Here is a 21,651-nt window from a genome sequence, read left to right as displayed (position 1 = left end):
CGGGGCAGACCCGTAGCCGGAAGGTGGGGCGTCCCGCCTTCTTCGGCGGCGTCCCGCTCCCGTAGTTTGGGCGCGTGAGCAAGGAGACCAACGCCCCGGCAGCAGACCGGGAGACACCACCGGGCACACCCTGGGAAGCGCTGCGGCGACCGCGCTTCCTATGGTCGCTCTGGCCCTGGCGGAGCCTGGGCTACCTCGCCTCCACCGTGCTGACCGGGACCGTGCTCGCCGTGCTGATCTCGCCGATCACCTTCCCCCTCCTCTTCCTGGGCACGGCCCTGGAGGAGATGGCCCAGGGGCAGAACCACCCGACCTGGTTCCTGGCCGTCCTGCTCGGTCTGGGGCTGGCCCTGCTGCTGGCCTTCGGCCCCCTGGTCGCGGTCCCGGTCGCCCGGCTGGAGCGGTGGCGGATACGTCTGGTGCACCCCCGGCTGCGCAGCGGGCACCGGCCCACCGGCAAGGGCGCCCTGCGCTGGGTCCGGATCCGCTACACCGAGGCCGCGACCTGGCGGGAGTTCGCCTACCTGCTCCTACTGGTCGTCGTCTTCGGATCCGTCAGCTGGACCGTGGTGTACCTGTTCGCGCTGATGGGCCTGTTCCTGATCGCCAGCCCGCTGATCACCGCGTTCGGCGAGACCGTCGCCCTCTTCCCGTGGGAGTTCGACACCCCGGCGAGCACGCTCCCCCTGGTCGCCGCCGGGCTCGTCCTCCTCTTGGCCGCCCCCTACGCCGTCGCCGTCACCGCCCACGCGCACGCCGCTCTGGCCCGCCTCCTGCTGGACGACCGCGGCACCGAGGGGCTGCGTTCGGAACTGGTGGAGGTCACCCGTTCCCGCGCCCGGCTGGTGGACGCCTTCGAGACCGAGCGCCGACGCATCGAACGCGACCTGCACGACGGTGCCCAACAGCAACTGATCTCCCTGGCCATGCAGGTGGGTCTGGCCCGCATGGACGCCCCGCCCGGCAGCGACATGGAACGCACCCTGACCTCGGTCCACGCCCAGGCCAAGGAGATCATCGGTTCCCTGCGCGAGATCGTCCACGGCATCCACCCCAAAGTGCTCAGCGACCGTGGGCTGCCCGCAGCCCTACCGGAGCTGGCCGACCGCTCCGCGGTACCGGTGCGCACCCGCGTCGACCTGTCCCGGCGCCTGCCCGTGCACGTGGAGAACACCGCCTACTACGTGGCCGCCGAGTCACTCAGCAACGTCACCAAACACGCCGGGGCCACCGGGGTCCGGTTGAACGCCTCCCTCGACGGTGACACGCTGGTCCTCGAAACCATCGACGACGGCCAGGGCGGCGCTGACCCCGACGGGGGCACCGGGCTGACCGGCCTGGCCGACCGGGTCGCCGTCGTGGGCGGTCGGATCTGGCTGTCCAGTCCCCCCGGCGGTCCCACACGGCTGCGAGCGGAGATCCCTTGTCATCCATCCGGGTAGTACTGGCCGAGGACGGCGCCCTGCTGCGCGAAGGTCTGGCCGGCCTCCTCCAACGCTTCGGGTTCGCGGTCGCCGCCTCGGTCGGCGACGCCGAGGCCCTGGTCGCGGCGGTCGAGGAGCACGAACCCGACCTCGTGGTCACCGACATCCGCATGCCCCCGGACTTCAGCGACGAAGGCCTGCGCGCCGCCGTCCGGATGCGCCGGACCCGGCCCGCCCTGCCCGTGGTGGCGCTCAGCCAGTACGTGGAGTCCAGCTACGCGGCAGAGCTCCTCGACTCCCAGAACGGCCACGGCATCGGATACGTCCTAAAGGAGCGCGTGGTGGACGTCGCTGACTTCGCCGACACCCTGCGCCGCGTTCACGGCGGCGGAACGGTCATCGATCCGGCCGTCGTGCGCCAGCTCGTCCGCCGGCGCAGCACACCGCTGGAACGCCTCTCCGAACGCGAACGCGAGGTCCTGGCCCTGCTCGCCGAGGGGCACTCCAACGCGCGGATCGCCCGGGACCTGGTGGTCTCCGAACCCACCGTGGGCAAGCACATCGGCAACATCCTCGCCAAACTGGACCTGCCCCCGGACGGCACCGACGTGGACCGCCGCGTCATGGCCGTCCTGACCTACCTGAGGGAACAACCCGACTAACGGCTGCGCGAGCGGCCCGGGGAGGCGGCCAGGGCGCGCCGCACGCTAACTCGTCGAGGAGGAGCAGGTACTTCCCAGGGAGCTGGCCGAGACCGAACGGGATCTGCTCGTCACAGTCCAGCAGTCGGTGGACACGATCGTGCGCTCTCCCCTGAACGAACGGGAACTGCTCGACGACGCCACCCGTGTCCGGGTCGTCCTGACTGATGTCGAATGGAGTATCGCCCGACAGCTGCGGGAACAGTCCGTGTGGCGAACGAAGATCGAGCAGACGCCCTCTCGGGGGCGCAGAGCCGGGCTGCCGCCGATCAGGCTCTCGCCGAACTCGTCGAACAGCAGCAGCGCACCATCGGCCAGATCGAGACCATCACCCGGCACGCACAACACGTCCTGGCGGCACAGGAGCGGCTCGCTGACGCGGAGGCCGCGCACCGCCTCACCCACCTGCGGTCCAGCATGAGCGAAGAGGGCGTGGGCAGTGCGGCCGCGGCGGAGGCCGACGCCTCCCCACTCGAGTCGCTACGACTGGCCCGGGAAAGCGCCCGCCGGGTCACCGAGCTCGTAGATCCGCCCACCCACTGACCGAGTCGGCCCGTACGGAGACCGGGCCGGGATCGGTCTCCGTACGGGCCGCAGACCGCGACAGGGGCGAGAACAACCGGAAAATCAACCGTCACCCCCTGGCCGCGGAGGGCTTCACCCGGTAACCTGACCGCGAGTGGGAGCGCTCCCAGTCTTCGGGAGGGGCACCCGGCCCAGAAGGACACCGGGTGGCACGGGAAACGCAACGGAGGCAACACACCGAAGGAAGGCTATGTCCCGCACACGCAAAGCCATCGGAGCCGCCCTGGGCTCCGCCACGGCTCTGGTAGCAGGAGCCGCACTGCTCGGCCTGCCGCCAGCGGCCGCTCAGGACTCCGAGTTCTACGCCAACCCCGACACCTCGGCGGCTGTCTGGGTCCAGGAGAACCCGGACGACCCCCGAGCCGAAGTGATCGGCGAGCGCATCGCCTCGACCGCGCAGGCCACCTGGTTCACCCACTACAACCCGGACGAAGTCCGTGCCGAGGTGGACGCCCTGGTCGGCGCCGCACAGGCCCAGGGACAGATCCCCATCCTGGCGGTCTACAACATCCCCGGCCGTGACTGCGGCAACCACAGCGACGGCGGGGCCCCGGACCACGATTCCTACCGCGCCTGGGTGGACGAGGTCGCCGCCGGGCTGGAGGACCGCCCCGCCACCATCGTCCTGGAACCCGACGCCCTGCCCCTGGTGAGCGGATGCAGCGACCCCTCCGACCTCCTGGAGTCGATGGCGCACGCGGGCAAGGCACTCATCGCGGGCTCCTCCGAGGCCCGGGTGTACTTCGACATCGGCCACTCGTCCTGGCTCTCGCCCCAGGCCGCCGCCGACCTGCTCAACGGCGCAGACATCGCCAACAGCGCCCACGGTGTGTCCACCAACACCTCCAACTACAACTGGACCGAGGACGAGGTGGCCTACGCCGAAGCCGTCATCGCCGCCACCGGAGTGGCCGGGCTCGGGGCCGTGATCGACACCAGCCGCAACGGCAACGGTCCAGCGGCGGACGAGGAGTGGTGCGACCCGCCCGGCAGGATGATCGGCCAGCCCAGCACCACCGACACCGGAAACCCGACGATCGACGCCTTCCTGTGGACCAAACTCCCCGGCGAGGCCGACGGCTGTATCGCACCCGCCGGGCAGTTCGTGCCCCAGGCTGCCTATGACATGGCGGTGGACGCGCCCTGGCCCCCGAACGGTCCCGGCGACCCGGGCGAGGAGCCCACCGACCCCGGCACGGATCCGACCGATCCCCCTTCCGGTGAGGACTGCACAGCGGAGTACCGTCTGGTCAGCGACTGGGGAAGCGGGTTCCAGGCCGAGGTGACGGTCACCGCTGGCGCGGACCTCACGGGTTGGGCCGTGACGTGGACTTATGCCGACGGCCAGCGGGTCGACCAGGGCTGGAACACCGGTATCAGCAGCAGCGGAGCGCGAGTCACCGCCACCGACCTGGGCTGGAACGGCTCCCTCAGCGCCGGGGAGAGCACCAGCTTCGGTCTGACGGGTACCCACACCGGCAGCAACGGCGTCCCCGAGACGGAGTGTGCCGCGGCCTGACAGCGGCCTGCCGGGGGCAGACGGCGGGCGGGGGCGCGGTCCCCGCCTCCCCCGCCGTCACCTCGGAACCGTCACCGTGCGCGAACATGCCTGCCCTGGTAACGGGTGCGGCGGCGAGTCGGGGACTGGCGGTGCGGCGAGCCCCGGACGAGAGGGCCCCGGCATCTAGCTTGAGAGCATGAACCCGACCGAGAGAATCTACTCCGCTCTGGTCGAACGCGACCGGGAGTCGGAGGAGCAGCTGCCCGACCGGGTACGCGGCGACCTCCCGCGCAACGGCCTGCGCCTGATCTGGGCCAACACCCTGCAGTCCTCCGGGGACCAGGTGGTCAACGCCTCCACCGTCCTGCCATGGCTCTTCCACGCCCTGGGCGTGCCCGCGGCGCTGGTGGGCGCGCTGGTTCCCGTCAGGGAGGCCGGTTCGATGCTGCCGCAGGCGCTGTTGACACCGCTGGTCCTACGGGCCCGGTACCGCAAGCGGGTGTTCGTCACCGGCTCACTCGTCCAGGCGTGCTCGGTGGCGGTCATGGCGGGAGCGGCTGCGCTGGGCCAAGGGCTCTCGGCCGGTGTGGTCATCGTGGCCGCCCTGGCGGTGTTCTCACTGGGCCGCTGTCTTTGCTCAATCTCCTCCAAGGACGTGCAGGGCCGCACCGTGCCCAGCGGAGAACGCGGCCAGGTCAACGGCCTGGCCACGGCCGCGGCGGGGCTGGTGGCCATCACGTTGGGTCTGGGGATCCGGGTGTTCGGCGGTGATGACCTGGACCCGGCGCCTCTCGCCTGGCTGTTGGGCGGCGGCGCCGCCCTGTGGGTGGGGGTGGCCTGGGTCTACGCCCGGATCCGGGAACCGGCCGACGAACCAACCGCGCACGGGCGCGGCACCGACTCCGGCGATCCCCCGGTGCGGTGGCACGACTGGCTGGTCCGGACCTACCGGCTGCTACGCGAGGACCGTACCTTCCGGCGATTCGTCTCCGTACGCGGTTTCCTCCTGGTCTCGGCGCTGAGCCCGCCGTTCGTGATCACCCTGGCCACCCAGTCGGGGACCACCGGCCTGTCGGGCCTGGGCAGCTACATCCTCGCTTCGGGGGTCGCCGCGTTGTTGGGCGGCCGCCTGTTCGGCCGGCTCGCCGACAGGTCGAGTCGAAAGCTGATGACGTTCGGGGCCGCGGTCGCCTCAGCCGTCATCCTCGTTCTGGTGCTGGTCGTCTCCCTGCCGGGCTTCACCGGTACGACGGTGTGGGGGTCGGCGCTGTTCATCGGCTGCTACTTCCTGCTGGCCCTGACGCACACCGGTATCCGGGTGGGGCGCAAGACCTACGTCGTCGACGTGGCCGAAGGGGACCTGCGCACGACCTACGTGGCGGTGTCGAACTCGGCGATGGGACTCATCCTGCTCGTGGTCGGCGGCCTCAGTTCGCTGTTGGCGGTGTTCGGCGTGGTGTGGGCGCTGGTCTTCCTCGCCGCGCTGGGCCTGGTCGGTGTGGTCGCCGGAGGCGGGCTGCCCGAGGTCTCCCGGGGGTAGGGCGTGTCCGGGAGCATTACACCCCCGGGAAGCGGAACGACAGAGGGCTTCGGAGACCAAAAGTTCACATTGCTTACTTATGCTACTTTTATCGATCCTCGCACCCCTTGCACCAGCTGCGGGCCCCTCCCTGTTCTGGCTACCGCACGACAGTGCGGTCCTCGGGGTGTCCCCCACCCAGGCCTGAGAGCACGATGCCGGACACCGACCAGTTGACACCAACCTCTTCTACCCCCACGGAACAGGCCGCACCACCCGCGCCCGAGGCAAAGCCCGGTGCCGACCCGAAACCCAAGGCCAAGAAGCCCAAGCCCGGCAAGATGTTCGGGCCGCGCTGTCTGGTACCCCTGCTGGACCTGGAAGCAGGACAGACGGTCCTGTTCCTCAAACATGACCAAACGCTCGTCCGCTCGGTGCAGCGACGCGGCGCCGTTCCGCTAAGCGTGGTGTACACCGAACCCAAGGCGGGCGAGTCCGCCAAGGGCAAGATCTACCTGGACTCGCCGCACGCGCCGCTGCCGTTGGCGGACGCTTCTGTGGATCACATCGTGCTGAACTCGGTCAACGCGGCATGGTGGCGGCCCGAACGTCTGACAGAGCTCGCAAGGGTCACGGCCCCGGGCGCCACCCTGCTGTTCGGTGCCGACTCCCGAGCCCGTTTCCCCCGGCGGCAAGCGGCTCAAACACCCGGCAGCGGACGACGTCTGCTGACCGCCGCTGGTTTCACCCGCACGCAGGTCTACGGGGTCCGGCACGGTTTCCACGACCCCCGGTTCCTCGTGCCCCTCGATCGGGCCGGTGCGCGCTCCTGGTTCCTCACCTCGGTCTACCCTCCGCAGAAGAACCACCACGCACGCATGGCGGCGCTGTTGGCGCGCCTGCCGCGCACCCCGCTCGACCAGATGTTCTTCCCGAACATACTGTTCGCGGCCGAGCGTGAGCGAGGGCTCTGATGCTGAACAGGATCGTCGACGCCGTCCGTGCCGGACTACCGGAATCGGCCCCGCCCCAAGCGGCGGCCGCGCTGACCCCGCCCCACTCGGCGGTGGTCCTGGGCAGCCGGTGGGAGGGCCGTGTGGTCTACGCCCTGTTCGCACCGCGCGGGCGCGTCCCCGCGGTGGTGGTCAAGGCCGACACCCACCCCGATTACCAGCCGCGGCTGCGCCAGGAACACGACGCCCTGGTCCGAGCCGCCGCGAATCCGGCCATGGCCGGGCTCGCTCCCCTGCCCCTGGGCGTGCACCAGTGCGGAGACGCTGTGGTCATGGCCCAGACAGCCCTGCCCGGCACCCCGCTCAATGTGGTGTTGCGCCGACGGTTCCGGCAGAGCAGGCGCCTCAGCGCCCGTGACCATGCCAGGGTCCTGACGTGGTTGAACACGTTTCACGGCTCCGTGTCGGAGGAGTCCGTGATCATCGGTCCGGAGGTCGTGCTGGAGCGCCTGGCACAGGCCCTGCCGAGTGAGGCGCCCGGTGCCGAGGAGCTGACCCGGTGGGTGAGCGGTACCGGCGCCGACCTGGGCGCCCTCACCATTCCGGTACGTCCGCTGCACGGGGACCTGGCACCCAGCAACTGCTTCGTGCACCGGGGCCGCGTGCGCGTGGTCGACTGGGAGGGTGATGTAGCGCAGGGGCCGCCCCTGGCGGAGGTGCTGGTGTTCCTGAACCACTACGCCCGCGCCATCCCCGGACCGGACTCCCGGCTGCGCGATCCCCAGGAGAGGTTCCTGGAGGCGTTCTCCGGACAGGGGTGGCTGAACGATCTCACCTGGGACACCTGGCGCAGGCAGCTGCGCACCCTGGGCCTGCCCGAGGAGGCCGCCGAGTACCTGCTCGTGGCCACCCTGGCGGACCTGGCCACCGGCCAGGCCCCCACCACGCACGCCAAGCGGTCGGGTTCACGGCACAACTGGTCGGGTCTGCTAGCCCTGTACGCCGAACAGCGACAGACGGCGTCCGTGGAAACGGCCTCCCACGGGGGCGCACGGGTTCCGGCTGCCGCCCCCTGACCGGGGCGGCCCCGAAGCCGCCCGCCGGCTCACTGGGGGAGCGGCGGGCGGGCAGGGGCCGGGCTGACAGCGCACACACTCAGCGGCCCCGGCGGGCACGATGCGGCGCGACGGCCGCCGCTCAGCCGTTCATGTAGAGGTTGGAGGTACCGCTGCTCTGGTAGCCCTCGGTCGCCAGGATCATGTAGTGGCTGAAGGAGCCCAACTGCATCCCGGCACCGGTCCAGGCGTCGAAGTGGTTTCCGCTGGTGATGGTCCCGCCGGTGCGCGTGGACTGGCGGACGCTCCAGTACTGCGGGAACGTCTCGCTGTCACCTTCCACGGACGGGGCGTTGTAGCGCATCGTGCGGTAGAGGTCGTAGGTGCCGCCGTCGCTGTACACAGTGCCCCGGTACTCCCCCTCGGGCCGGTAGGTCCCGAAGTTGTCGACGACGTAGTACTCCACGAGTGGGTTCGAGGTCCAGCCGTACAGGCACAGGTAACCGTTGCCGGACGGGTTGAAGCTTCCGGAGTAGTTCACGCTCCTGCGACCCCCGTTGCTCCATCCCTTGCCGCAGACGAAGTTTCCGGTGTTGGTCCAGGACGTGCTGTAGTTTCCGCCGTTGCCCAGAGTCATGGAAACCGAGCCGCCGCCGTCGGTCCAGAAGGAGTAGAAGTAGCCGTCGTGGGTTCCGGTCTGGTTCTCGGTGATGGTCTGCGCGTGCGCGGTACCGGGCAGCAGCAGCGAGGGCGCCGCCACCGCCAGCGCTCCGGCCCCGGTGAGGCTGATGAAGTTCCTGCGGCTGAACGGGGGTCTGGGGGTGTCGTTCACGGTCAGCTGCCTCCTGATGAGGGCCGTCGGGAAGTCGGCAGATCGCCGTGCCACGAAGTATCTGCTTCACGTTCACCGTCGTCAATAGTTTCCGAAAAATTTCGGAACGATTAACACTCGTTAAATTAGCATTCTGCCAGCTCACAACGCGTTTTGATGATCGAAACCATCAACTACACCGGAACCCGGTTCCAGATACTTGCGGATCCGGCGAGGATTTCCGAAAGTTTTCGGCCGATTCCGAGCATGAGCGGGAGCTGGGGACACCGCGAGCTGTCAGCGCCCGAAAACGAGCCTGTGGATAACCCGGTTGACCCGCTTTCACCGGCACATACTGGAAAAATGCTCTCCCAGAACGCCCGCGCCCTGCTCGGCGCGCTCCTGCGCGACCTGCCCGGCGACCGGTACATCCTCACCCTGCACACCCGGCACGCGATGTCCACTGCCCTCGATCGCCGAGGCGAGGGCTTCGATGTCGAACACCCCGAGGTGGTGGAGCGGCTGTACACCGCCCTGACCGCCGAAGCCCCCGCCGCCGTGATCGTGCGTACCTTCACCAACCGCCTCTCCCACACCCTGCCCGACGGGACCGCGATCCCGGTCAAGCGGGTCCTCGGCTGGCGCCTGGGAGGAGGGTCCATCACACCCGTGGACGAAGCGGAGATGTTCAACGCCCACTGTGTCGACGCGGCCTCGGGCGAGCCCATCCCGCCCGAACGCGGAGTGGAGTACACGAGCGCCCCCGGGGTGGAGCTCCCGGCCTTCGAGCAGCCCTGATCGATCACCGACCCACCGGCCCCGGCCGCGCGGTACTCACACCTGTCCCGCGAAGGTGATCTCCGGGTAGAGCTCCGCGGACTCCTGGTCGAAGAACCGGATGGTCCACTGAAGGTACTCGTCGTCCTCCGCGGCGAAGCAGTCTTCCTCCCAGGCGCCGCTCTGGCCCGGGGCCAGGCTGTCCGGCGGGTTGACACTGCTGCCGTAGACGGGCGCCTGGGACTCCATGAGCGGGTCTCCCACCGAGCAGGAACTCGTCACAGAACCGGTGTGCAGGTTCTGGTCGGTGCCGTTGGTGATGTGCACCGTCCACGCGAGGTAGGGCAGGTCTCCCTCCTCACCGGTGGTGGCGTTGAAGCCGTCCTCGGCCACGCGTCGCTCGACGCCGTCGATCCGGATGGTGAAGCCGTCACCGAAGTCGTGCTCGGTGTCGAGGTCGACGACCAGGGACTCGTATGCGGTGTCGGGATCGTTCGCGTACCCCTCCGTCTCCGCCATTCCTTCCTGCACGTACTCCATGCCCACGACGTCGTCCGAAGCCCCATCCGGTTCGGAGCCCGAGGAGCAGGCGGCCAGCCCGAGCGTGAGTACCACGGCGGCGGGGATCTTCGAGGTGCGCATCTTCGTTCCTGAGGAAAGTCAAGGGGCGACAACCGCCCCGAAGAAACAGATCATCGGAATTCAGTACGTTGACAAGATCAACGCGAATCCAAACAGCGAAGCGTGGCAGGCGCCGTCCAGCGCCCGCCACGGCGACTACTGCAGGGTCCACTCGCAGCCGCCCGAGAGCTCCAGGGCGACATCGCCCTCGGCGACCACCACGGTGCCGGGGCCCTCGATGTTGTTGTTGGAGATGATGTCGTCGAGCTCCCCGGACAGGCCGGACAGCCGGGCGTAGTAGCAGAACGGGAAGAGGTCGTCGGGGTCCGGACCGCCCGTGGAGTAGGTGCCGGGCTCGATGTCGTTGCCGACCTGATGGATGCCGTTGCCGATCGTGGCGGACACCTCCGGCTCAGGTTCCGGCTCGGGCTCCTCCTCTTCCTGGGACTCGTCCTCGGACGCCTCCTCCGTCTGCTCGGAGGCGTCCTCCTCGGGCTCCGTGGACTCTTCACGGACCGCGGCGTCGCCGCCCTGCCCCGAGGAGGTGTCGCTACTGAGGACGGAGAGGCATCCGGCGAATATGAACAGGATCAGCAGGAGGCCGAGGCACCCGCCGCAGCCGGCACCGATCTTCTTGCCGGTGGACATGCCCTGCTTCGGCGGAACCGGAGCCCCCGGAGGCATGGGCGGACCGAAGGGAGGCTGCTGGGGCGTGGTCATGGTGATCTCCGGTGTGTGTAGGGGGAGGGATCGAACACCTCCAGGCCGTGCACACACAACATACATCACATGCTGTTAACAACGCCAACACTGTTAACAAATTCAGGTTGACCGCTGGAAGCCTCTACACGGCCGGGGTCCATGGCCATGGTGGCTCTGTGGCAGCATGAACGTGTCCGGCAGCCAGCTCGACCCGGCACGTCACCAGGAGTCCCCCACTGTCCCCGCGACACAGCACACGACCCGGCGCCGAGGCGCCGTCCACAGCGCAGCCTCTGAGTCCCGCTGCCGAAGAGGCCAGGGATCAGATTGCTCAGAGCACCGGCTTTCTGACCATCGGAAGTCTGGTGTGCGTCGGCCTCGGAATCGCCGCCGGACCGGGACTGGGCACCGCGTTCATCCTCGTGGCCGTGGTCGTGTTGCTGGGCTCCCTGGCGATCTACGTCCCCCTGGAAATGAAGGAACGCCGCTTCCTCAAGCACGAGGCTCAGCGCGGGCAGGCCCACGGCCGGGACTACGTCGACCCCGATCTGCTCACACAGCGCGATCGCGACACGCTGGTCCCGCTCCAAAGAGCGGTCGACTCGGTTCTGGCGTCGCCCCTGCACGGCTCCGGTCAACTGCTGGACACGACGCGGAACAGCGTCGTACTCCGTGACCTGGAATGGCAGATCGCCTGTGACCTGTGGAAGGCATCGCGGGCCGAGGTCGATCTCACCGCGGTCGGCGAGCCCCGCGGCGACGGTGAGATGGCGTTGTCCGCGCACGAACGGGCCACACGGGCGATCGAGGAGATCCGTTCGGCCGCGACCAACCGCACCGACGCGATCACTGGCTACGCCGCCCGGGTCCGACAGGCCCAGGAACGCCTGGAGGACGCGGAGCGAGCCGCGGAGTACGAGCGGATCGCCAATGACCTGTTGGCGGAAACCTCCGGCGGCACCCAGCAGGACGAGGCCCTGCAATCTCTACTGGCGGTCCAGCAGGAGGCGCTGAAGATCGCTCAGCTCCACCACGAGCTGGGGCTGTGACCCGTGAACGGGGGGTCGCTGACCGCCCGAGACGAAAACGCGCCACAAGTTACGCAGGTGCGGACAGAGACAGCGACCGCTCAGGCCCTGGCCAGAGACTCCGGGGTGGGAGGAGCAGCGGTCAGCTCTTCGGGGGCCGTCAGGTACCAGGCTTCCAGAGTGAGCTCGCTGAGCTCGTCCAGCTCGATCCCGTCCAGGTGGACGACAACCCAGCCGAACCCGCCCGCGGTGAACTGCACCTCGAACACCTCGGGCCGTTCGGCGACCAGTGCGGTCTGCTCCAGCAGGGTCTGCTTGAGCCCCACCGTGGCAGTACGCGGCCACAGGTACCCGAAGGGCTTTCCGCCCACGCGGAAGGTCGTGTACCGCTCCGAATCCTTGGCCTCGCACTGCGGCAGCGCACGCGCCAACCGTAGGAACCGCTCGATCTCAACACCCATGATTTCCGCACCCATGGGATGAGACAACCACATCCCACCGACATGCGGACCTCGACCCTGTCGGCCTCAGGGGTCGCACTACGGGCGCGGAAAACCTCAGGAAATCAGGAGAAGTGATGGGCTACGCCAGCGCCGCCACGACCCACTGTTGGTCGCCGTACCGCGCCAGCAGCCTCCATGTCCCCTCGGGCTCCTCCCCCAGAACACGCGTGAGCAGGACCTGTTCCTCTCCGGCGGCTCCGGAGCCTTCGCTCTCACCCCCGGTTTCCCGAAAGATCAGCACCTGCTGCGGACGGTGCTCCACGACGCGGCCCTCGTCCCAGACCTCCAGCTCCGCCTGTTCCTGCTCGCCCTCGAGCGCCTGCCGGAAGCAGGTCAGCGCCACCTCGTCCGCGGACCCGTCGTAGACCCAGCGCGTGCCCAGGACGGAATGCTCCAGGGTTCCCACGAGGTGATCACCGTGGTCGGGCAGGGGTGCGCCCCGGTAGGTCAGCGGCAGGTGGAGGAGCTGCCCCGCGTGCCGGAGCAGGAACACCTCCACCCCGACCTCACCTGCGGGGTCATCGAACCTGTAGGTGCCGAGCACGTCGGTACTCCCCTGCCCCGCCCATGACTGGCTGTCCAGCCACGCGCTGATCAGATCCGGTTTTTTCGGTGTGAGAGTGGCCTTGTGGATAATCGCCATGGGCGCCAGTATCCACCCCGGGGCCGGGGAAGGCGCGTTCGGGCACCGGTGGACCGGGCCCGGCCCGAGGGGTGGTCGGGCCGGGGAACGGGGTCAGACGATGTTGACGTCGACGCAGACGTAGAAGGCGTTGGCGGTGTCGGCCACGTTCCAACGGGCCAGGACGGTCTGGTGGCCGCTGTAGCCGGACAGGTCGACGTTGTGGGAGAAGTTCCACGGCGGGCGTGCGCCGCCGTCGTTGAAGCTGTCGACGAGTTGGCCGTTGATGAAGTACTCCCACGTGGCGGTGGAGTGGGCGGCGGTGATCGTCCAGCTGAAGGTAGCGTTGGTGCCGACGTTGGCGACCTGCCAGCCGTAGTTGTCGTTGTCCAGCTCGGCGAAACGCGCGTTGCCGCCCGAGCAGCTCATCAGGCCCTTGGGGCCCTCGACGCTCTGCGGCTCCCACCGGATTCCGCCGCACTGGACGACTCCGGCGGCGCACTGGGCCTGACGGCTGGCGGGGGTGTCGATGTAGCCGTGCGCGTTGGCCGCACCGGTCGGCAGGAGAGCGAAGACGAGTGCGGTGGCGGCGGCGACCGCGGTGGGGGCGCGGAGCTTGCGGTTCTTCATGGGCTTCGTCCTTCTCGAGGGTCACAGGCCTCCGGGGCGGGCCGGAGGCCGTAGCGGGGGGACCGGGGCCGTTCTCCAGCCCAGGACGGCTCGATTCGCGGCCACGGGGCTCGAACTCTTCCCGGCGTTCGCGAAGGGAGGTGCTCTCAGGAATTCCGAGCTGTCCCGGAATTTTCTGGACCTGTTGTCGAGCAGATTAGGCAGCCGCTAATTATCTCGTCAAGGCCTGTTTTCGCTTTGGGATCGAGTACCTTTAACACGGTTCTGCGAATCACAAGGAGCCGTTTCCGCACTGGTACTGTCGGGCACTCGGGATCGCAATCCCCCAAACTGGAAAGACTCTTACCAGATCCTCGACTGGTCTACCGAGAGGATTTCCGAGTTCCCTCCGGCGAGTATCCCGGCCGACAGTAAAAACTGTCGCCGCGGACAGATCTTCCTTCCCTTACCGGAGGTGCTCCACAGCCACTGACCAGTGCATCAGCGGGCACGGGAAAACCAGGACCGCGCACAGGGCCCTCCGCACCCCGGCACCGGACCGGTGAACACGGACAGGAAATCCGCATGCCCGGGCCCACCGCTTCACAGACGCCAACAGCCCCACCGGGCCGTGCGCTCTTTGTCTTCCTGACTGCGATTTCGGTGCTTTCGTTCACCGCCCGCCTACCAGCGCTGCCGGACATCGTGGATACGTTCGGTGTTGATTTCGCCCCGGTCAACCTCTCGATCGTTGGATGCGCGGTCGCGACCGTCCTGGCGGAGGCGATTTCCGCTGCCCTCCTTGCAGGAAAGGGTCCACGCGGAGGAGCACGCGCCGCCGCAAAGGAGTGAGCGTGTCATGTCCGCGGTCGCAGGAGCGGAAACAGCGGACAGTACTCACCGATCAGGCGGCAACCCAGCACCAGGGCGGCCACGAGTGCCACCAGCACGGGGGGCAGCAGACCGTAGGGGGCGGGGAGTTCCTGGGCTAGGACGAACAGGCCCATGAACAGCACGAAGATCCCGAAGACCTTGCGTAGGGCGGCTTCGGGCACTCGCGAGGTCAGCAGCGACCCGACCAGCGAGCCCACGACCGCGAGAGCGGTGACCGCGGACACCAGGGCCCAGTCCACGCTGACGGTCGTCAGGTACCCGCCAAGCCCGGCGAAGGACTTCATCATGATCACCAGCAGGGAGGTGCCCACGGCGGCCGGCATGGCCAGGCCGCCGAGCAGCATCAGGGCGGGCACGACGAGGAAGCCGCCGCCAGCTCCGACCAGGCCGGTGACCGCCCCGACCGCCAGGCCGTCGAGGACGACACGGCGCAGGGGAAGCGTTTCGGTTTCCCCACCTGCCGGGGGTGCCTTCCTCCCGCCCCGGAGCATGGCCGCGGCGGTGGCGACCATCATCAGGGCGAAGGCGATCATCAACACGGCGCCGGGAAGGTATCCGCCCGCCACACCGCCGAGGAACGCACCCGCCATGCCCGCCGCCCCGAAGACCAGCCCGGTGCGCCAGCGTACGTTTCCCCCGCGTGCGTGCGTGAACACGCTGACCAGGGAGGTGACGCCCACGACGAACAGGGACGCGGCTATGGCTTCCTTCGGTTCCATACCGGCGACGTAGGTGAGGAGCGGGACCATCAGGATGGAACCGCCGCCCCCGAGCAGCCCGAGCGCGAGACCCACCACCACCGCGAGGCCAAGAACGAGGACGATCTGAAACTCCATGTTGACTCTGCTTCCATGGCTCGCCAACGCGGACGAGGGTCGATGTGACAGGAAGGGCGGGACCGGGGCGGCGCCCGGCGGCTGCGGGGGCGGTGCCCGACCCGGCGGACACCGCCCCCGCGCCTGCTCAGCGGACGGCCCTCCGTGCGGGGGCGCGCCGGTTCGTTGCCTGGTCCGCCCAGGCCGGGTAACCGCGGTCGAGTTCGGCGACGTCGTATCCGGCGCGGCGCAGGGCCGAGGCAGCCACGGAGCTGCGGGCGCCCGACTGGCAGTAGCTGACGATGGTGCCGTCGGCGGGCAGGACGTCGAGGTTCCACAGCACCCGGCCCGCGCTGAGCTGCCGGGAGCCGGGGATGTGCCCTTCGGCGTGTTCGCCCTTGTTACGGACGTCCAGCACCAGCGAGGCACCGGATTCGGGCATCTGCTCCGGGGTGATGCGCCGCGGCACGGTGGTCGGCAGCCCTTCCGCGCTGGTGGTGTACCCGATCACATGGTCGATGCCGACCCGCAGCAGGTGGTCGCGCACCCGCCGGGCCGTGTCCCCGTCGGGGGTGAACAGCACCAGCGGCCTGGTCTCGGTCTCGGGGTCGAGGGCCCACGCGCCGAAGGTGGCCGCCTTGGCCGGACCGGGGACGTTGAGCGCACCGGCCACGGTTCCCCGGTGCACCTCGGTGTGGGGCCGGGTGTCCACGAACACGATCTGGTCCTGCTCCAGGGAGCGGCCGATCCCTGCCACGGAGAGCTCGGGCGGCGGAGCCGTCGGACCCAGGACTCGCGGGCCCTCCTTGTTCTGACGTTTCATCCGCGCGAAGTAGGCGTGGGCGTCGGGCTGCCCGTCGAGCAGTTCCCGGACGAAGCCCTCCCTGTCGTCGTTCCGCAGGTGGGGCCCCCACCAGGCGTTGAGCCGCTCGTACCCGACCGTGGTGGCCGGGAGCGCGCCGAGCGCCTTGCCGCAGGCGCTGCCCGCACCGTGCCCGGGCAGGACCTGGACGTGGTCGGGCAGTGTCAGGAAGACCTCGCGCAGGCTGGTGAAGAGCTGGTGCGCGCCCTCGAACCGGGTGTCGACGCCCCCGGCGGCCTCGTCAAGCAGGTCGGGGCGGCCCAGGTCTCCGGCGAAGACGAAGTCCCCGGAGATCAGGTAGCCCGGGTCCTGGCTGAACGCCCCGTCGGTGACCAGGAACGACAGGTGTTCGGGGGTGTGTCCCGGGGTGTGGCGCGACTGGAGAGTGATGTTACCGATGGTGATGGTGTCGCCGTCCAGGAGCCGTTCGGCGTCGAAGCCGTACTGCCAGTCCTGGCCGCCCTCGCCGGAGACGTACACCGCGGCTCCGGTTGCCGCGGCGAGTTCGCGGGTTCCGGAGAGGTAGTCGGCGTGGATGTGGGTCTCGGTCACGGCCACGATCCGCATGCCGTGTTCGGCGGCCAGGTCGAGGTAGTCGCCGACGTCGCGGCGGGCGTCGACCACGACGGCCTCTCCCCTGGCCTGACAGCCGATGAAGTAGCCCGCCTGGGCGAGGTCGTTGTCATAGAGGCGTTCCAGCAGCATGTCCTGCTCCTTGTCTGGTGGTTTCTGCACTGTTGCGATACTCCGGGGAGTATCCAGAAGTCAGAGGAGGGCCCCACCCGCGCCGCTCATCGGCGGGCACCGATCCGCGCCAGCGAGTCTTCGATGTCGAGGTCGTTGCGCGGCTGGTTGTAGGGCAGCCGGGACAGCGCCATGCCCATGGCGCAGGTGTCGGTGACGGCCGCGAAGACCAGGCCCGCACCCACGAAACCAGCGACCGCGACCAGCGGGGGCCACAGTAGGGAGACGAGCACGGAGACCAGAACGAGCCCTCCGGCTGCCAGCCGGACCTGGCGCTCCAGCGCCCAGCGTCTACGGCCGCGTTCGACGGGCGCGCCCTGGCCCTGCCAGGCGTTCATGCCGCCGTCCATCACGACCGTGTCGTCCAGACCCGCGGCGGCCAGCTTGCCCTGGCACTGCACCGCCCTGTTTCCGGACTGGCAGACCAGGACGAGGCGGCCCCCGGCGTCGGCGACGATGCGCTCCAGGTGGGCGTCCACGCGCCCCAGCGGCAGATTGATCGCGCCGGGGATGTGGGAGCTCTCGTACTCGGCGGGGGTGCGCACGTCGACGAGCAGGGTGTCGGGGTCGGTTTCGACGAGGTGGCGCACGGAGCGTGCGTCGATGACGTGGTCACTCATATGTCGGTTTCCTTGGGTGGTGTCGGATCTGAACTGGACACCCCGGGGGGTATCCAGCGGACGGACTCGGACCCCGAATCTGGTGGGCCCAGGCTTGGCGACCCCCGCCTATACAGGGGGGAGTATCTGAATGTGAGAAGTCGGTGTCAGCCTGAAACCAGGCCAGCCGCCGGCGAACAGGCCAGCCCCGGGCGCCTACCCCGAGGGCAGCGGTCTGCGCCCGCGGGACTCAGGCCAGGGCCAGGAAGAGCTTCTCCAGCTCCTGCTCGGTGAGCTCGGGCTCCTCGCCGTTCTCACGCGCGGCGTTGCAGTGCCGCATGCCGCTCGCGACGATCTTGAACCCGGCCCGGTCCAGGGCGCGGGAGACCGCGGCCAGTTGCTGGAGGACGGCGGCGCAGTCCTCCCCCTCCTCCATCATCGAGATGACCCCGGAGAGCTGCCCCTGAGCGCGCTTGAGTCGTGTGATGGCGTCGCCCACCATTTCAGGCTTCATGTGGTCTCCTTTCGACCCGCACCCCCAACATACCCCCGGGTGTATCCCTTTCGCCAGTCGCGTGTGTCACAGCACCGGAGGTGCCCACCCGACCCCGGGTGCCGTCCTTCAGAGTCCCGGAAGAGTTCCGCCCCAGAGCTGAGGCCACGAAGGGGACCAGAGACACCATCCGATCTCATATGTCCGACCTCCTCCCCCCGGCCCCTCCCCGCGTATCGGGAACGCCCCGGGTGTCCTGAACGGGTAGGTGAGGAGCCCGCACTCGCAACGGCCGACCCCCGCACCGGCTACCGCACCAGAATCCCCGTTACTGGCGTGACCTGGCTGTTAGCATCGGCTCATGAGCTCACAGCCCTCGTCGCTCTTCGAGGAGGGGATGTCCGCGCTCGCCGAAGGCGACTGGGCGGCGGCGGCCCGTTCGCTCTCCGAGTTTCTCGGATCCCGGTCCGGCCCCGACCCCGAGCCCGCAGCCCATTTCGGGCTCGGCTCGGCCCTGTGGTGGACCGGCGACATCCGCCAGGCCCTGCACCACTGGACCACGGCCTACCAGGGGTTCCGTCGGGCGGGAGCAGCACCGGAAGCGGTCATGGCCGCCATCCAGCTCTCGTTCGTCCACAGCGCCAACCTCGGCAACGAGACCGTGGCGGCGGGCTGGGTCCGACGGGCGGGCCGTCTGGCCTCGCAGGCCCAGCTGCCACTGCTCGACGGCTGGGTGGCCCTGGCCGAGTCGGTGTTCGAGGCCGACCCGGAACGCGCCGTCGAACTCGGCCGCCGAGCCCATGCCGTCGGTGTCGCCCACGGCGACGGCGACCTGGAGGTCTCGGCGCTGACCGCCGTCGGCCTGGCCCAGGTCAACGCCGGGAACACCGACGAGGGATGCGCCCTGCTCGACGAGGCGATGACCGCCGCGGTGGCGGGCGAGGCCGATTCGCCCGACACCGTCGTGTTCACGAGCTGTCTGATGATGCGGGCCTGTTGTTCGTGCGCCGACTTCGCCCGGGTGGTGCACTGGGTGCGGGCCCTCGACGACTTCATCGAACGTTTCGGCAACCCGTACCTGCACACGAGCTGCCGCACCCATTACGGCGAGGTGCTCGCCGCCACCGGCGACTGGGAACGGGCCGAGACCGAACTGCTGTGCGCCGTCGCGCTCGCCGCCCCCGGCCTGCCCAAGGTCCGGGCCGACGCCGCCGCATGCCTGGCCGACCTGCGCATCACCCAGGGCAGGGCGGACGAGGCCCGCGGGGTGATCCGCGGCTTCGAAGGTCTGCCGTCGCTGGCCGCGGTCACCGCACGGCTCCAGCTCCTGGACGGCGACCCCGCCGGAGCCGAGACCACCCTCGCCCGCGGGCTCGAACGACTCGGCTCCCAAGCCGCCCCCGGCGCCCGGCTGCGAGAACTTCTCGGATTGTGCCGTCTGGCCGCCGGGGACCCGCACACCGCCGCCGACCTCGGCCGCCAGATCACCGAGTTCGGGACCCAGACAGGTTGTGACATCGTGCGCTGCCGGGGCCAACGCCTGCTCGGGATCGCCCTCAGCGCCGGACGCGACGGAGAGCCCGCCGACTCCGACGCCGCACGCGACCTGCTCGAGGCCGCCCTCGCCGGGTTCGTCGAACTCGACCTGCCCCTCGACGCGGCCAGCACCCGCATGGCCCTCGCCGAACACCTCGACTCCGTCGCAGACGCCCAGGCCACCGCCGAGGCCCGCTCGGCCTACGCGGTCTTCTCCGCTCTCGGGGCCGTCCCCGACGCCGACCGCGCGGCGAACTGGCTGCGGGTGCGAGGAGCGACCGTCGCGCGTGCGCGGGGGCGGTCGGGCCTGGCCGGTCTGACCCGACGCGAAACCGAGGTGCTCCGGCTCCTCGGCGAGGGTTTGTCGAACCCCGAGATCGCCGGGCGGCTCTTCGTCAGCCGCCGCACCGTCGAACACCACGTGGCCAACATCCTCTCCAAACTCGGCCTGCGCAACCGCGCCGAGGCAGCGGGGGTCGCCGTGCGGCACCGTGACGGGCTCGCGCCGAAATAGGTGAGCTCACGGATGTGACCGGGCCCGGCCCGGAGGATCCTCGTCCCTAATCCACAGACGGGGATGATCACGATGACCCACACCGGGACACGACCGCTGAACGGCGTGAACGCACAAGTGCTGACAGACCTGTTCACGAGGGCGCACGCGGACGGCGAGCCCCTGCGGATCGAGCTGAGCACGCACCTGCGGTGGCGGGACGGGCTCGCGACCGAGGGGGCCGGCGGCACCTTGCGTCTGGACGGGCCGCAGGACCGGTCCCATCACGCGTTCCGTACCGACCTGCCCGAACCACTCGCCGGTTCCGACACCGGACCGGCTCCCACGGAGATGCTCCTCGCCGCCACCGCGGCCTGCGTGAGCGCCGCCCTGGTCGAGCTCGCCACGGCCGAGGGAATCCGGCTCGATCGCGTCGAGGCCCACGCCTCAACCGCCCTGGACGCGCGCGGAGCGCTCGGCGTCGAAGGCGTCCCGGTCGGCCCCGGCGAGGTGACACTGCGGTTCGACATCGACGCCGACGCCGCCCCCGAACAACTCCAGGCCCTGATCCGGGCCGCGGTGGCGGCCTCACCGACCGCCCAGGCCCTCATCCGACCCACCTCGATCCGAACGGAGCCGAACCGATGACCGCCACAGTGCCCGCCCACTCCGCTCCCGGCCACTCCGCTTCCACCGCCGACACCGGCCGCGCCCAGGCGTTCGCCGAGCGCATGGTCGGGGTCCTCAACGACGGGGCGCTCGCCCTGATGGCCGGCATCGGCCACCGGACCGGGCTGTTCGACACCATGGCGGGTCTGTCGCCCTCGACCAGCAGCCAGATCGCCGAGGCCTGCGGCCTGCGGGAACGGTACGTGCGCGAGTGGCTCGGCGCGATGACCACCGGCGGTGTCGTCGACCACGACCCCGCCACCGGCACCTTCCACCTGCCGGCCGAACACCACCTGCCGCTCACCCGCTCCGGAGGGGCGGCCAACGTGGCCAAGACCATGCAGATCCTGCCGCTGCTCGGCACCGTCAGCGCCGAGATCACCGAGCGGTTCGAGACCGGAGGGGGTGTCCACTACGCCGCTTTCGCCGACTTCCACCGCTTCATGGCCGAAGAGAGCGCGGCGGTGTTCGACAACGCCCTGATCGAGGTGATCCTGCCGCTGGCCCCGGAGTTGCCCGGTCGGCTGGCGGAGGGGATCGATGTCGCCGACATCGGCTGCGGGAGCGGCCACGCGGTCAACCTCATGGCCCAGGCCTTCCCCCGGAGCAGCTTCGTCGGCTACGACTTCTCCGAAGAGGGCATCGCCGCGGGCCGGGCCGAAGCCGACCGCCTCGGCCTCGCCAACGCCGACTTCCGGCTCGCCGACGTGGCCGAACTCGACGCTGCCGGGGCCTTCGACGCGGTCACCGCCTTCGACGCCGTCCACGACCAGGCCCACCCCGCGCGGGTACTCGACAACATCAACCGGGCGCTGCGGCCGGGGGGACGCTTCCTCATGGTCGACATCAACGCCAGCAGCGACGTGGCCGACAACGTGGAGCACCCGCTCGGACCGTTCCTCTACACCGTGTCGACCATGCACTGCATGACCGTGTCGCTGGCCCTGGGCGGCGACGGCCTCGGCACCGTGTGGGGCGAGCAGCTGGCCCGCACGATGCTGGCCGACGCGGGGTTCACGGACGTCGAGGTCACCACCCTCGACCAGGACCCGCTCAACAGCTACTACCTGGCCGCCAAGCGGTGAGACCGGGCGCGCACCGCCGCGACCGGTGCCCGGGACCCCTGCCGGAGCAG

23 protein-coding genes are annotated in these 21,651 nt (G+C 69.6%); 13 read left to right on the top strand and 10 right to left on the bottom strand.

Annotation, left to right across the window (positions count from 1 at the left end):
• The first annotated feature begins 74 nt into the window (after window positions 1-74).
• From D457_RS0119295 to D457_RS0119265, 7 genes are all read left to right on the top strand, one after another.
• Window positions 75-1,442 (top strand): sensor histidine kinase, encoded by a 1,368-nt coding sequence (locus D457_RS0119295; protein WP_017582315.1) that lies wholly within the window; start codon window positions 75-77, stop codon window positions 1,440-1,442.
• Complete coding sequence (locus D457_RS0119290; protein WP_017582314.1) at window positions 1,424-2,086, top strand: response regulator; 663 nt, start codon at window positions 1,424-1,426, stop codon at window positions 2,084-2,086. The genes D457_RS0119295 and D457_RS0119290 overlap by 19 nt, the downstream gene beginning before the upstream one ends.
• Before the next feature lie 249 nt (window positions 2,087-2,335).
• On the top strand, window positions 2,336-2,668 hold the full coding sequence (locus tag D457_RS0119285; protein ID WP_017582313.1) for a hypothetical protein: 333 nt from the start codon (window positions 2,336-2,338) through the stop codon (window positions 2,666-2,668).
• A 232-nt stretch (window positions 2,669-2,900) separates the two neighbouring features.
• Window positions 2,901-4,229, top strand: coding sequence for a glycoside hydrolase family 6 protein (locus D457_RS0119280; RefSeq protein WP_017582312.1), 1,329 nt, complete (start codon window positions 2,901-2,903; stop codon window positions 4,227-4,229).
• A gap of 178 nt (window positions 4,230-4,407) precedes the next feature.
• Window positions 4,408-5,751 carry an MFS transporter gene (locus D457_RS0119275; RefSeq protein WP_017582311.1) on the top strand — a complete coding sequence of 448 codons (1,344 nt, stop codon included), beginning with the start codon at window positions 4,408-4,410 and terminating at the stop codon, window positions 5,749-5,751.
• 194 nt (window positions 5,752-5,945) lie between these two features.
• Entirely contained in the window at window positions 5,946-6,704 is a 759-nt protein-coding gene (locus D457_RS0119270; RefSeq protein ID WP_017582310.1) for a class I SAM-dependent methyltransferase, read from the top strand.
• Window positions 6,704-7,759, top strand: a complete 1,056-nt coding sequence (locus D457_RS0119265; protein WP_017582309.1) for an aminoglycoside phosphotransferase family protein — start codon at window positions 6,704-6,706, stop codon at window positions 7,757-7,759. Before D457_RS0119270 ends, D457_RS0119265 begins: the two co-directional genes overlap by 1 nt.
• A 121-nt stretch (window positions 7,760-7,880) precedes the next feature.
• Here D457_RS0119265 and D457_RS0119260 read toward each other — a convergent pair whose 3' ends face one another.
• Window positions 7,881-8,570, bottom strand: coding sequence for a glycoside hydrolase family 11 protein (locus D457_RS0119260; protein ID WP_017582308.1), 690 nt, complete (start codon window positions 8,568-8,570; stop codon window positions 7,881-7,883).
• 342 nt (window positions 8,571-8,912) lie between these two features.
• On the opposite strand from D457_RS0119260, the gene D457_RS0119255 reads away from it, so the two are divergent.
• Window positions 8,913-9,347, top strand: a complete 435-nt coding sequence (locus D457_RS0119255) for a hypothetical protein (protein ID WP_017582307.1) — start codon at window positions 8,913-8,915, stop codon at window positions 9,345-9,347.
• A gap of 36 nt (window positions 9,348-9,383) precedes the next feature.
• Here D457_RS0119255 and D457_RS32940 read toward each other — a convergent pair whose 3' ends face one another.
• Together D457_RS32940 and D457_RS0119245 are read right to left on the bottom strand one after the other, a co-directional pair.
• On the bottom strand, window positions 9,384-9,968 hold the full coding sequence (locus tag D457_RS32940) for a hypothetical protein (protein ID WP_017582306.1): 585 nt from the start codon (window positions 9,966-9,968) through the stop codon (window positions 9,384-9,386).
• 135 nt (window positions 9,969-10,103) lie between these two features.
• On the bottom strand, window positions 10,104-10,667 hold the full coding sequence (locus D457_RS0119245; RefSeq protein WP_239646158.1) for a hypothetical protein: 564 nt from the start codon (window positions 10,665-10,667) through the stop codon (window positions 10,104-10,106).
• Between the two features lie 347 nt (window positions 10,668-11,014).
• Here D457_RS0119245 and D457_RS0119240 point away from each other — a divergent pair, with 347 nt between their 5' ends.
• Window positions 11,015-11,698, top strand: a complete 684-nt coding sequence (locus D457_RS0119240; RefSeq protein ID WP_017582304.1) for a hypothetical protein — start codon at window positions 11,015-11,017, stop codon at window positions 11,696-11,698.
• Window positions 11,699-11,778: 80 nt separating this feature from the next.
• Here the strand turns inward: D457_RS0119240 and D457_RS0119235 are convergent, their stop codons facing one another.
• The 3 genes from D457_RS0119235 to D457_RS0119225 form a co-directional block, all read right to left on the bottom strand.
• Window positions 11,779-12,138, bottom strand: coding sequence for an MmcQ/YjbR family DNA-binding protein (locus tag D457_RS0119235; protein ID WP_026116805.1), 360 nt, complete (start codon window positions 12,136-12,138; stop codon window positions 11,779-11,781).
• Window positions 12,139-12,259: 121 nt separating this feature from the next.
• On the bottom strand, window positions 12,260-12,823 hold the full coding sequence (locus D457_RS0119230) for a maltokinase N-terminal cap-like domain-containing protein (RefSeq protein WP_017582302.1): 564 nt from the start codon (window positions 12,821-12,823) through the stop codon (window positions 12,260-12,262).
• A 93-nt stretch (window positions 12,824-12,916) separates the two neighbouring features.
• Window positions 12,917-13,432: a lytic polysaccharide monooxygenase auxiliary activity family 9 protein gene (locus D457_RS0119225; protein ID WP_017582301.1), complete on the bottom strand. Its 516-nt coding sequence runs from the start codon at window positions 13,430-13,432 to the stop codon at window positions 12,917-12,919.
• A 564-nt stretch (window positions 13,433-13,996) separates the two neighbouring features.
• Here D457_RS0119225 and D457_RS35835 point away from each other — a divergent pair.
• The gene (locus tag D457_RS35835; protein ID WP_152514288.1) at window positions 13,997-14,263 is read left to right on the top strand and encodes a hypothetical protein; all 267 of its coding nucleotides are present in this window, start codon (window positions 13,997-13,999) and stop codon (window positions 14,261-14,263) included.
• A gap of 5 nt (window positions 14,264-14,268) precedes the next feature.
• Here D457_RS35835 and D457_RS0119220 read toward each other — a convergent pair whose 3' ends face one another.
• From D457_RS0119220 to D457_RS0119205, 4 genes are all read right to left on the bottom strand, one after another.
• Window positions 14,269-15,141 carry a sulfite exporter TauE/SafE family protein gene (locus D457_RS0119220; protein ID WP_017582300.1) on the bottom strand — a complete coding sequence of 291 codons (873 nt, stop codon included), beginning with the start codon at window positions 15,139-15,141 and terminating at the stop codon, window positions 14,269-14,271.
• Between the two features lie 127 nt (window positions 15,142-15,268).
• A complete protein-coding gene (locus tag D457_RS0119215; protein ID WP_017582299.1) occupies window positions 15,269-16,687 on the bottom strand; it encodes an MBL fold metallo-hydrolase in 1,419 nt (472 codons plus the stop codon).
• A gap of 86 nt (window positions 16,688-16,773) precedes the next feature.
• A complete protein-coding gene (locus D457_RS0119210) occupies window positions 16,774-17,346 on the bottom strand; it encodes a rhodanese-like domain-containing protein (protein WP_017582298.1) in 573 nt (190 codons plus the stop codon).
• Window positions 17,347-17,575: 229 nt separating this feature from the next.
• Window positions 17,576-17,827: a metal-sensitive transcriptional regulator gene (locus D457_RS0119205; protein WP_017582297.1), complete on the bottom strand. Its 252-nt coding sequence runs from the start codon at window positions 17,825-17,827 to the stop codon at window positions 17,576-17,578.
• Window positions 17,828-18,179: 352 nt separating this feature from the next.
• Here D457_RS0119205 and D457_RS0119200 point away from each other — a divergent pair, with 352 nt between their 5' ends.
• The 3 genes from D457_RS0119200 (at window position 18,180) to D457_RS0119190 (ending at window position 21,601) form a co-directional block, all read left to right on the top strand.
• Window positions 18,180-19,868 carry a LuxR family transcriptional regulator gene (locus tag D457_RS0119200; RefSeq protein WP_086002212.1) on the top strand — a complete coding sequence of 563 codons (1,689 nt, stop codon included), beginning with the start codon at window positions 18,180-18,182 and terminating at the stop codon, window positions 19,866-19,868.
• Between the two features lie 63 nt (window positions 19,869-19,931).
• Complete coding sequence (locus tag D457_RS34175) at window positions 19,932-20,495, top strand: OsmC family protein (protein WP_017582295.1); 564 nt, start codon at window positions 19,932-19,934, stop codon at window positions 20,493-20,495.
• Window positions 20,492-21,601: a class I SAM-dependent methyltransferase gene (locus D457_RS0119190; RefSeq protein ID WP_017582294.1), complete on the top strand. Its 1,110-nt coding sequence runs from the start codon at window positions 20,492-20,494 to the stop codon at window positions 21,599-21,601. The genes D457_RS34175 and D457_RS0119190 overlap by 4 nt, the downstream gene beginning before the upstream one ends.
• The last annotated feature ends 50 nt before the right edge of the window (window positions 21,602-21,651 follow it).

Source organism: Nocardiopsis valliformis DSM 45023 (assembly GCF_000340985.1).
Lineage (GTDB): Bacteria > Actinomycetota > Actinomycetes > Streptosporangiales > Streptosporangiaceae > Nocardiopsis > Nocardiopsis exhalans.
The sequence above is the reverse complement of the archived record's forward strand: the minus strand, read 5'-3'. Positions and strand labels throughout refer to the sequence as shown.

Coding starts and splice junctions, on each gene's coding strand:
- D457_RS0119270 (WP_017582310.1), top strand. CDS start 5,946: ATGCCGGACACCGACCAGTTGACACCAACCTCTTCTACCCCCACGGAA.
- D457_RS0119210 (WP_017582298.1), bottom strand. CDS start 17,346: ATGAGTGACCACGTCATCGACGCACGCTCCGTGCGCCACCTCGTCGAA.
- D457_RS0119265 (WP_017582309.1), top strand. CDS start 6,704: ATGCTGAACAGGATCGTCGACGCCGTCCGTGCCGGACTACCGGAATCG.
- D457_RS32940 (WP_017582306.1), bottom strand. CDS start 9,968: ATGCGCACCTCGAAGATCCCCGCCGCCGTGGTACTCACGCTCGGGCTG.
- D457_RS0119220 (WP_017582300.1), bottom strand. CDS start 15,141: ATGGAGTTTCAGATCGTCCTCGTTCTTGGCCTCGCGGTGGTGGTGGGT.
- D457_RS0119255 (WP_017582307.1), top strand. CDS start 8,913: ATGCTCTCCCAGAACGCCCGCGCCCTGCTCGGCGCGCTCCTGCGCGAC.
- D457_RS0119245 (WP_239646158.1), bottom strand. CDS start 10,667: ATGACCACGCCCCAGCAGCCTCCCTTCGGTCCGCCCATGCCTCCGGGG.
- D457_RS0119235 (WP_026116805.1), bottom strand. CDS start 12,138: ATGGGTGTTGAGATCGAGCGGTTCCTACGGTTGGCGCGTGCGCTGCCG.
- D457_RS0119190 (WP_017582294.1), top strand. CDS start 20,492: ATGACCGCCACAGTGCCCGCCCACTCCGCTCCCGGCCACTCCGCTTCC.
- D457_RS0119200 (WP_086002212.1), top strand. CDS start 18,180: ATGAGCTCACAGCCCTCGTCGCTCTTCGAGGAGGGGATGTCCGCGCTC.
- D457_RS34175 (WP_017582295.1), top strand. CDS start 19,932: ATGATCACGATGACCCACACCGGGACACGACCGCTGAACGGCGTGAAC.
- D457_RS0119205 (WP_017582297.1), bottom strand. CDS start 17,827: ATGGTGGGCGACGCCATCACACGACTCAAGCGCGCTCAGGGGCAGCTC.
- D457_RS0119230 (WP_017582302.1), bottom strand. CDS start 12,823: ATGGCGATTATCCACAAGGCCACTCTCACACCGAAAAAACCGGATCTG.
- D457_RS0119275 (WP_017582311.1), top strand. CDS start 4,408: ATGAACCCGACCGAGAGAATCTACTCCGCTCTGGTCGAACGCGACCGG.
- D457_RS0119280 (WP_017582312.1), top strand. CDS start 2,901: ATGTCCCGCACACGCAAAGCCATCGGAGCCGCCCTGGGCTCCGCCACG.
- D457_RS0119215 (WP_017582299.1), bottom strand. CDS start 16,687: ATGCTGCTGGAACGCCTCTATGACAACGACCTCGCCCAGGCGGGCTAC.
- D457_RS0119225 (WP_017582301.1), bottom strand. CDS start 13,432: ATGAAGAACCGCAAGCTCCGCGCCCCCACCGCGGTCGCCGCCGCCACC.
- D457_RS35835 (WP_152514288.1), top strand. CDS start 13,997: ATGCCCGGGCCCACCGCTTCACAGACGCCAACAGCCCCACCGGGCCGT.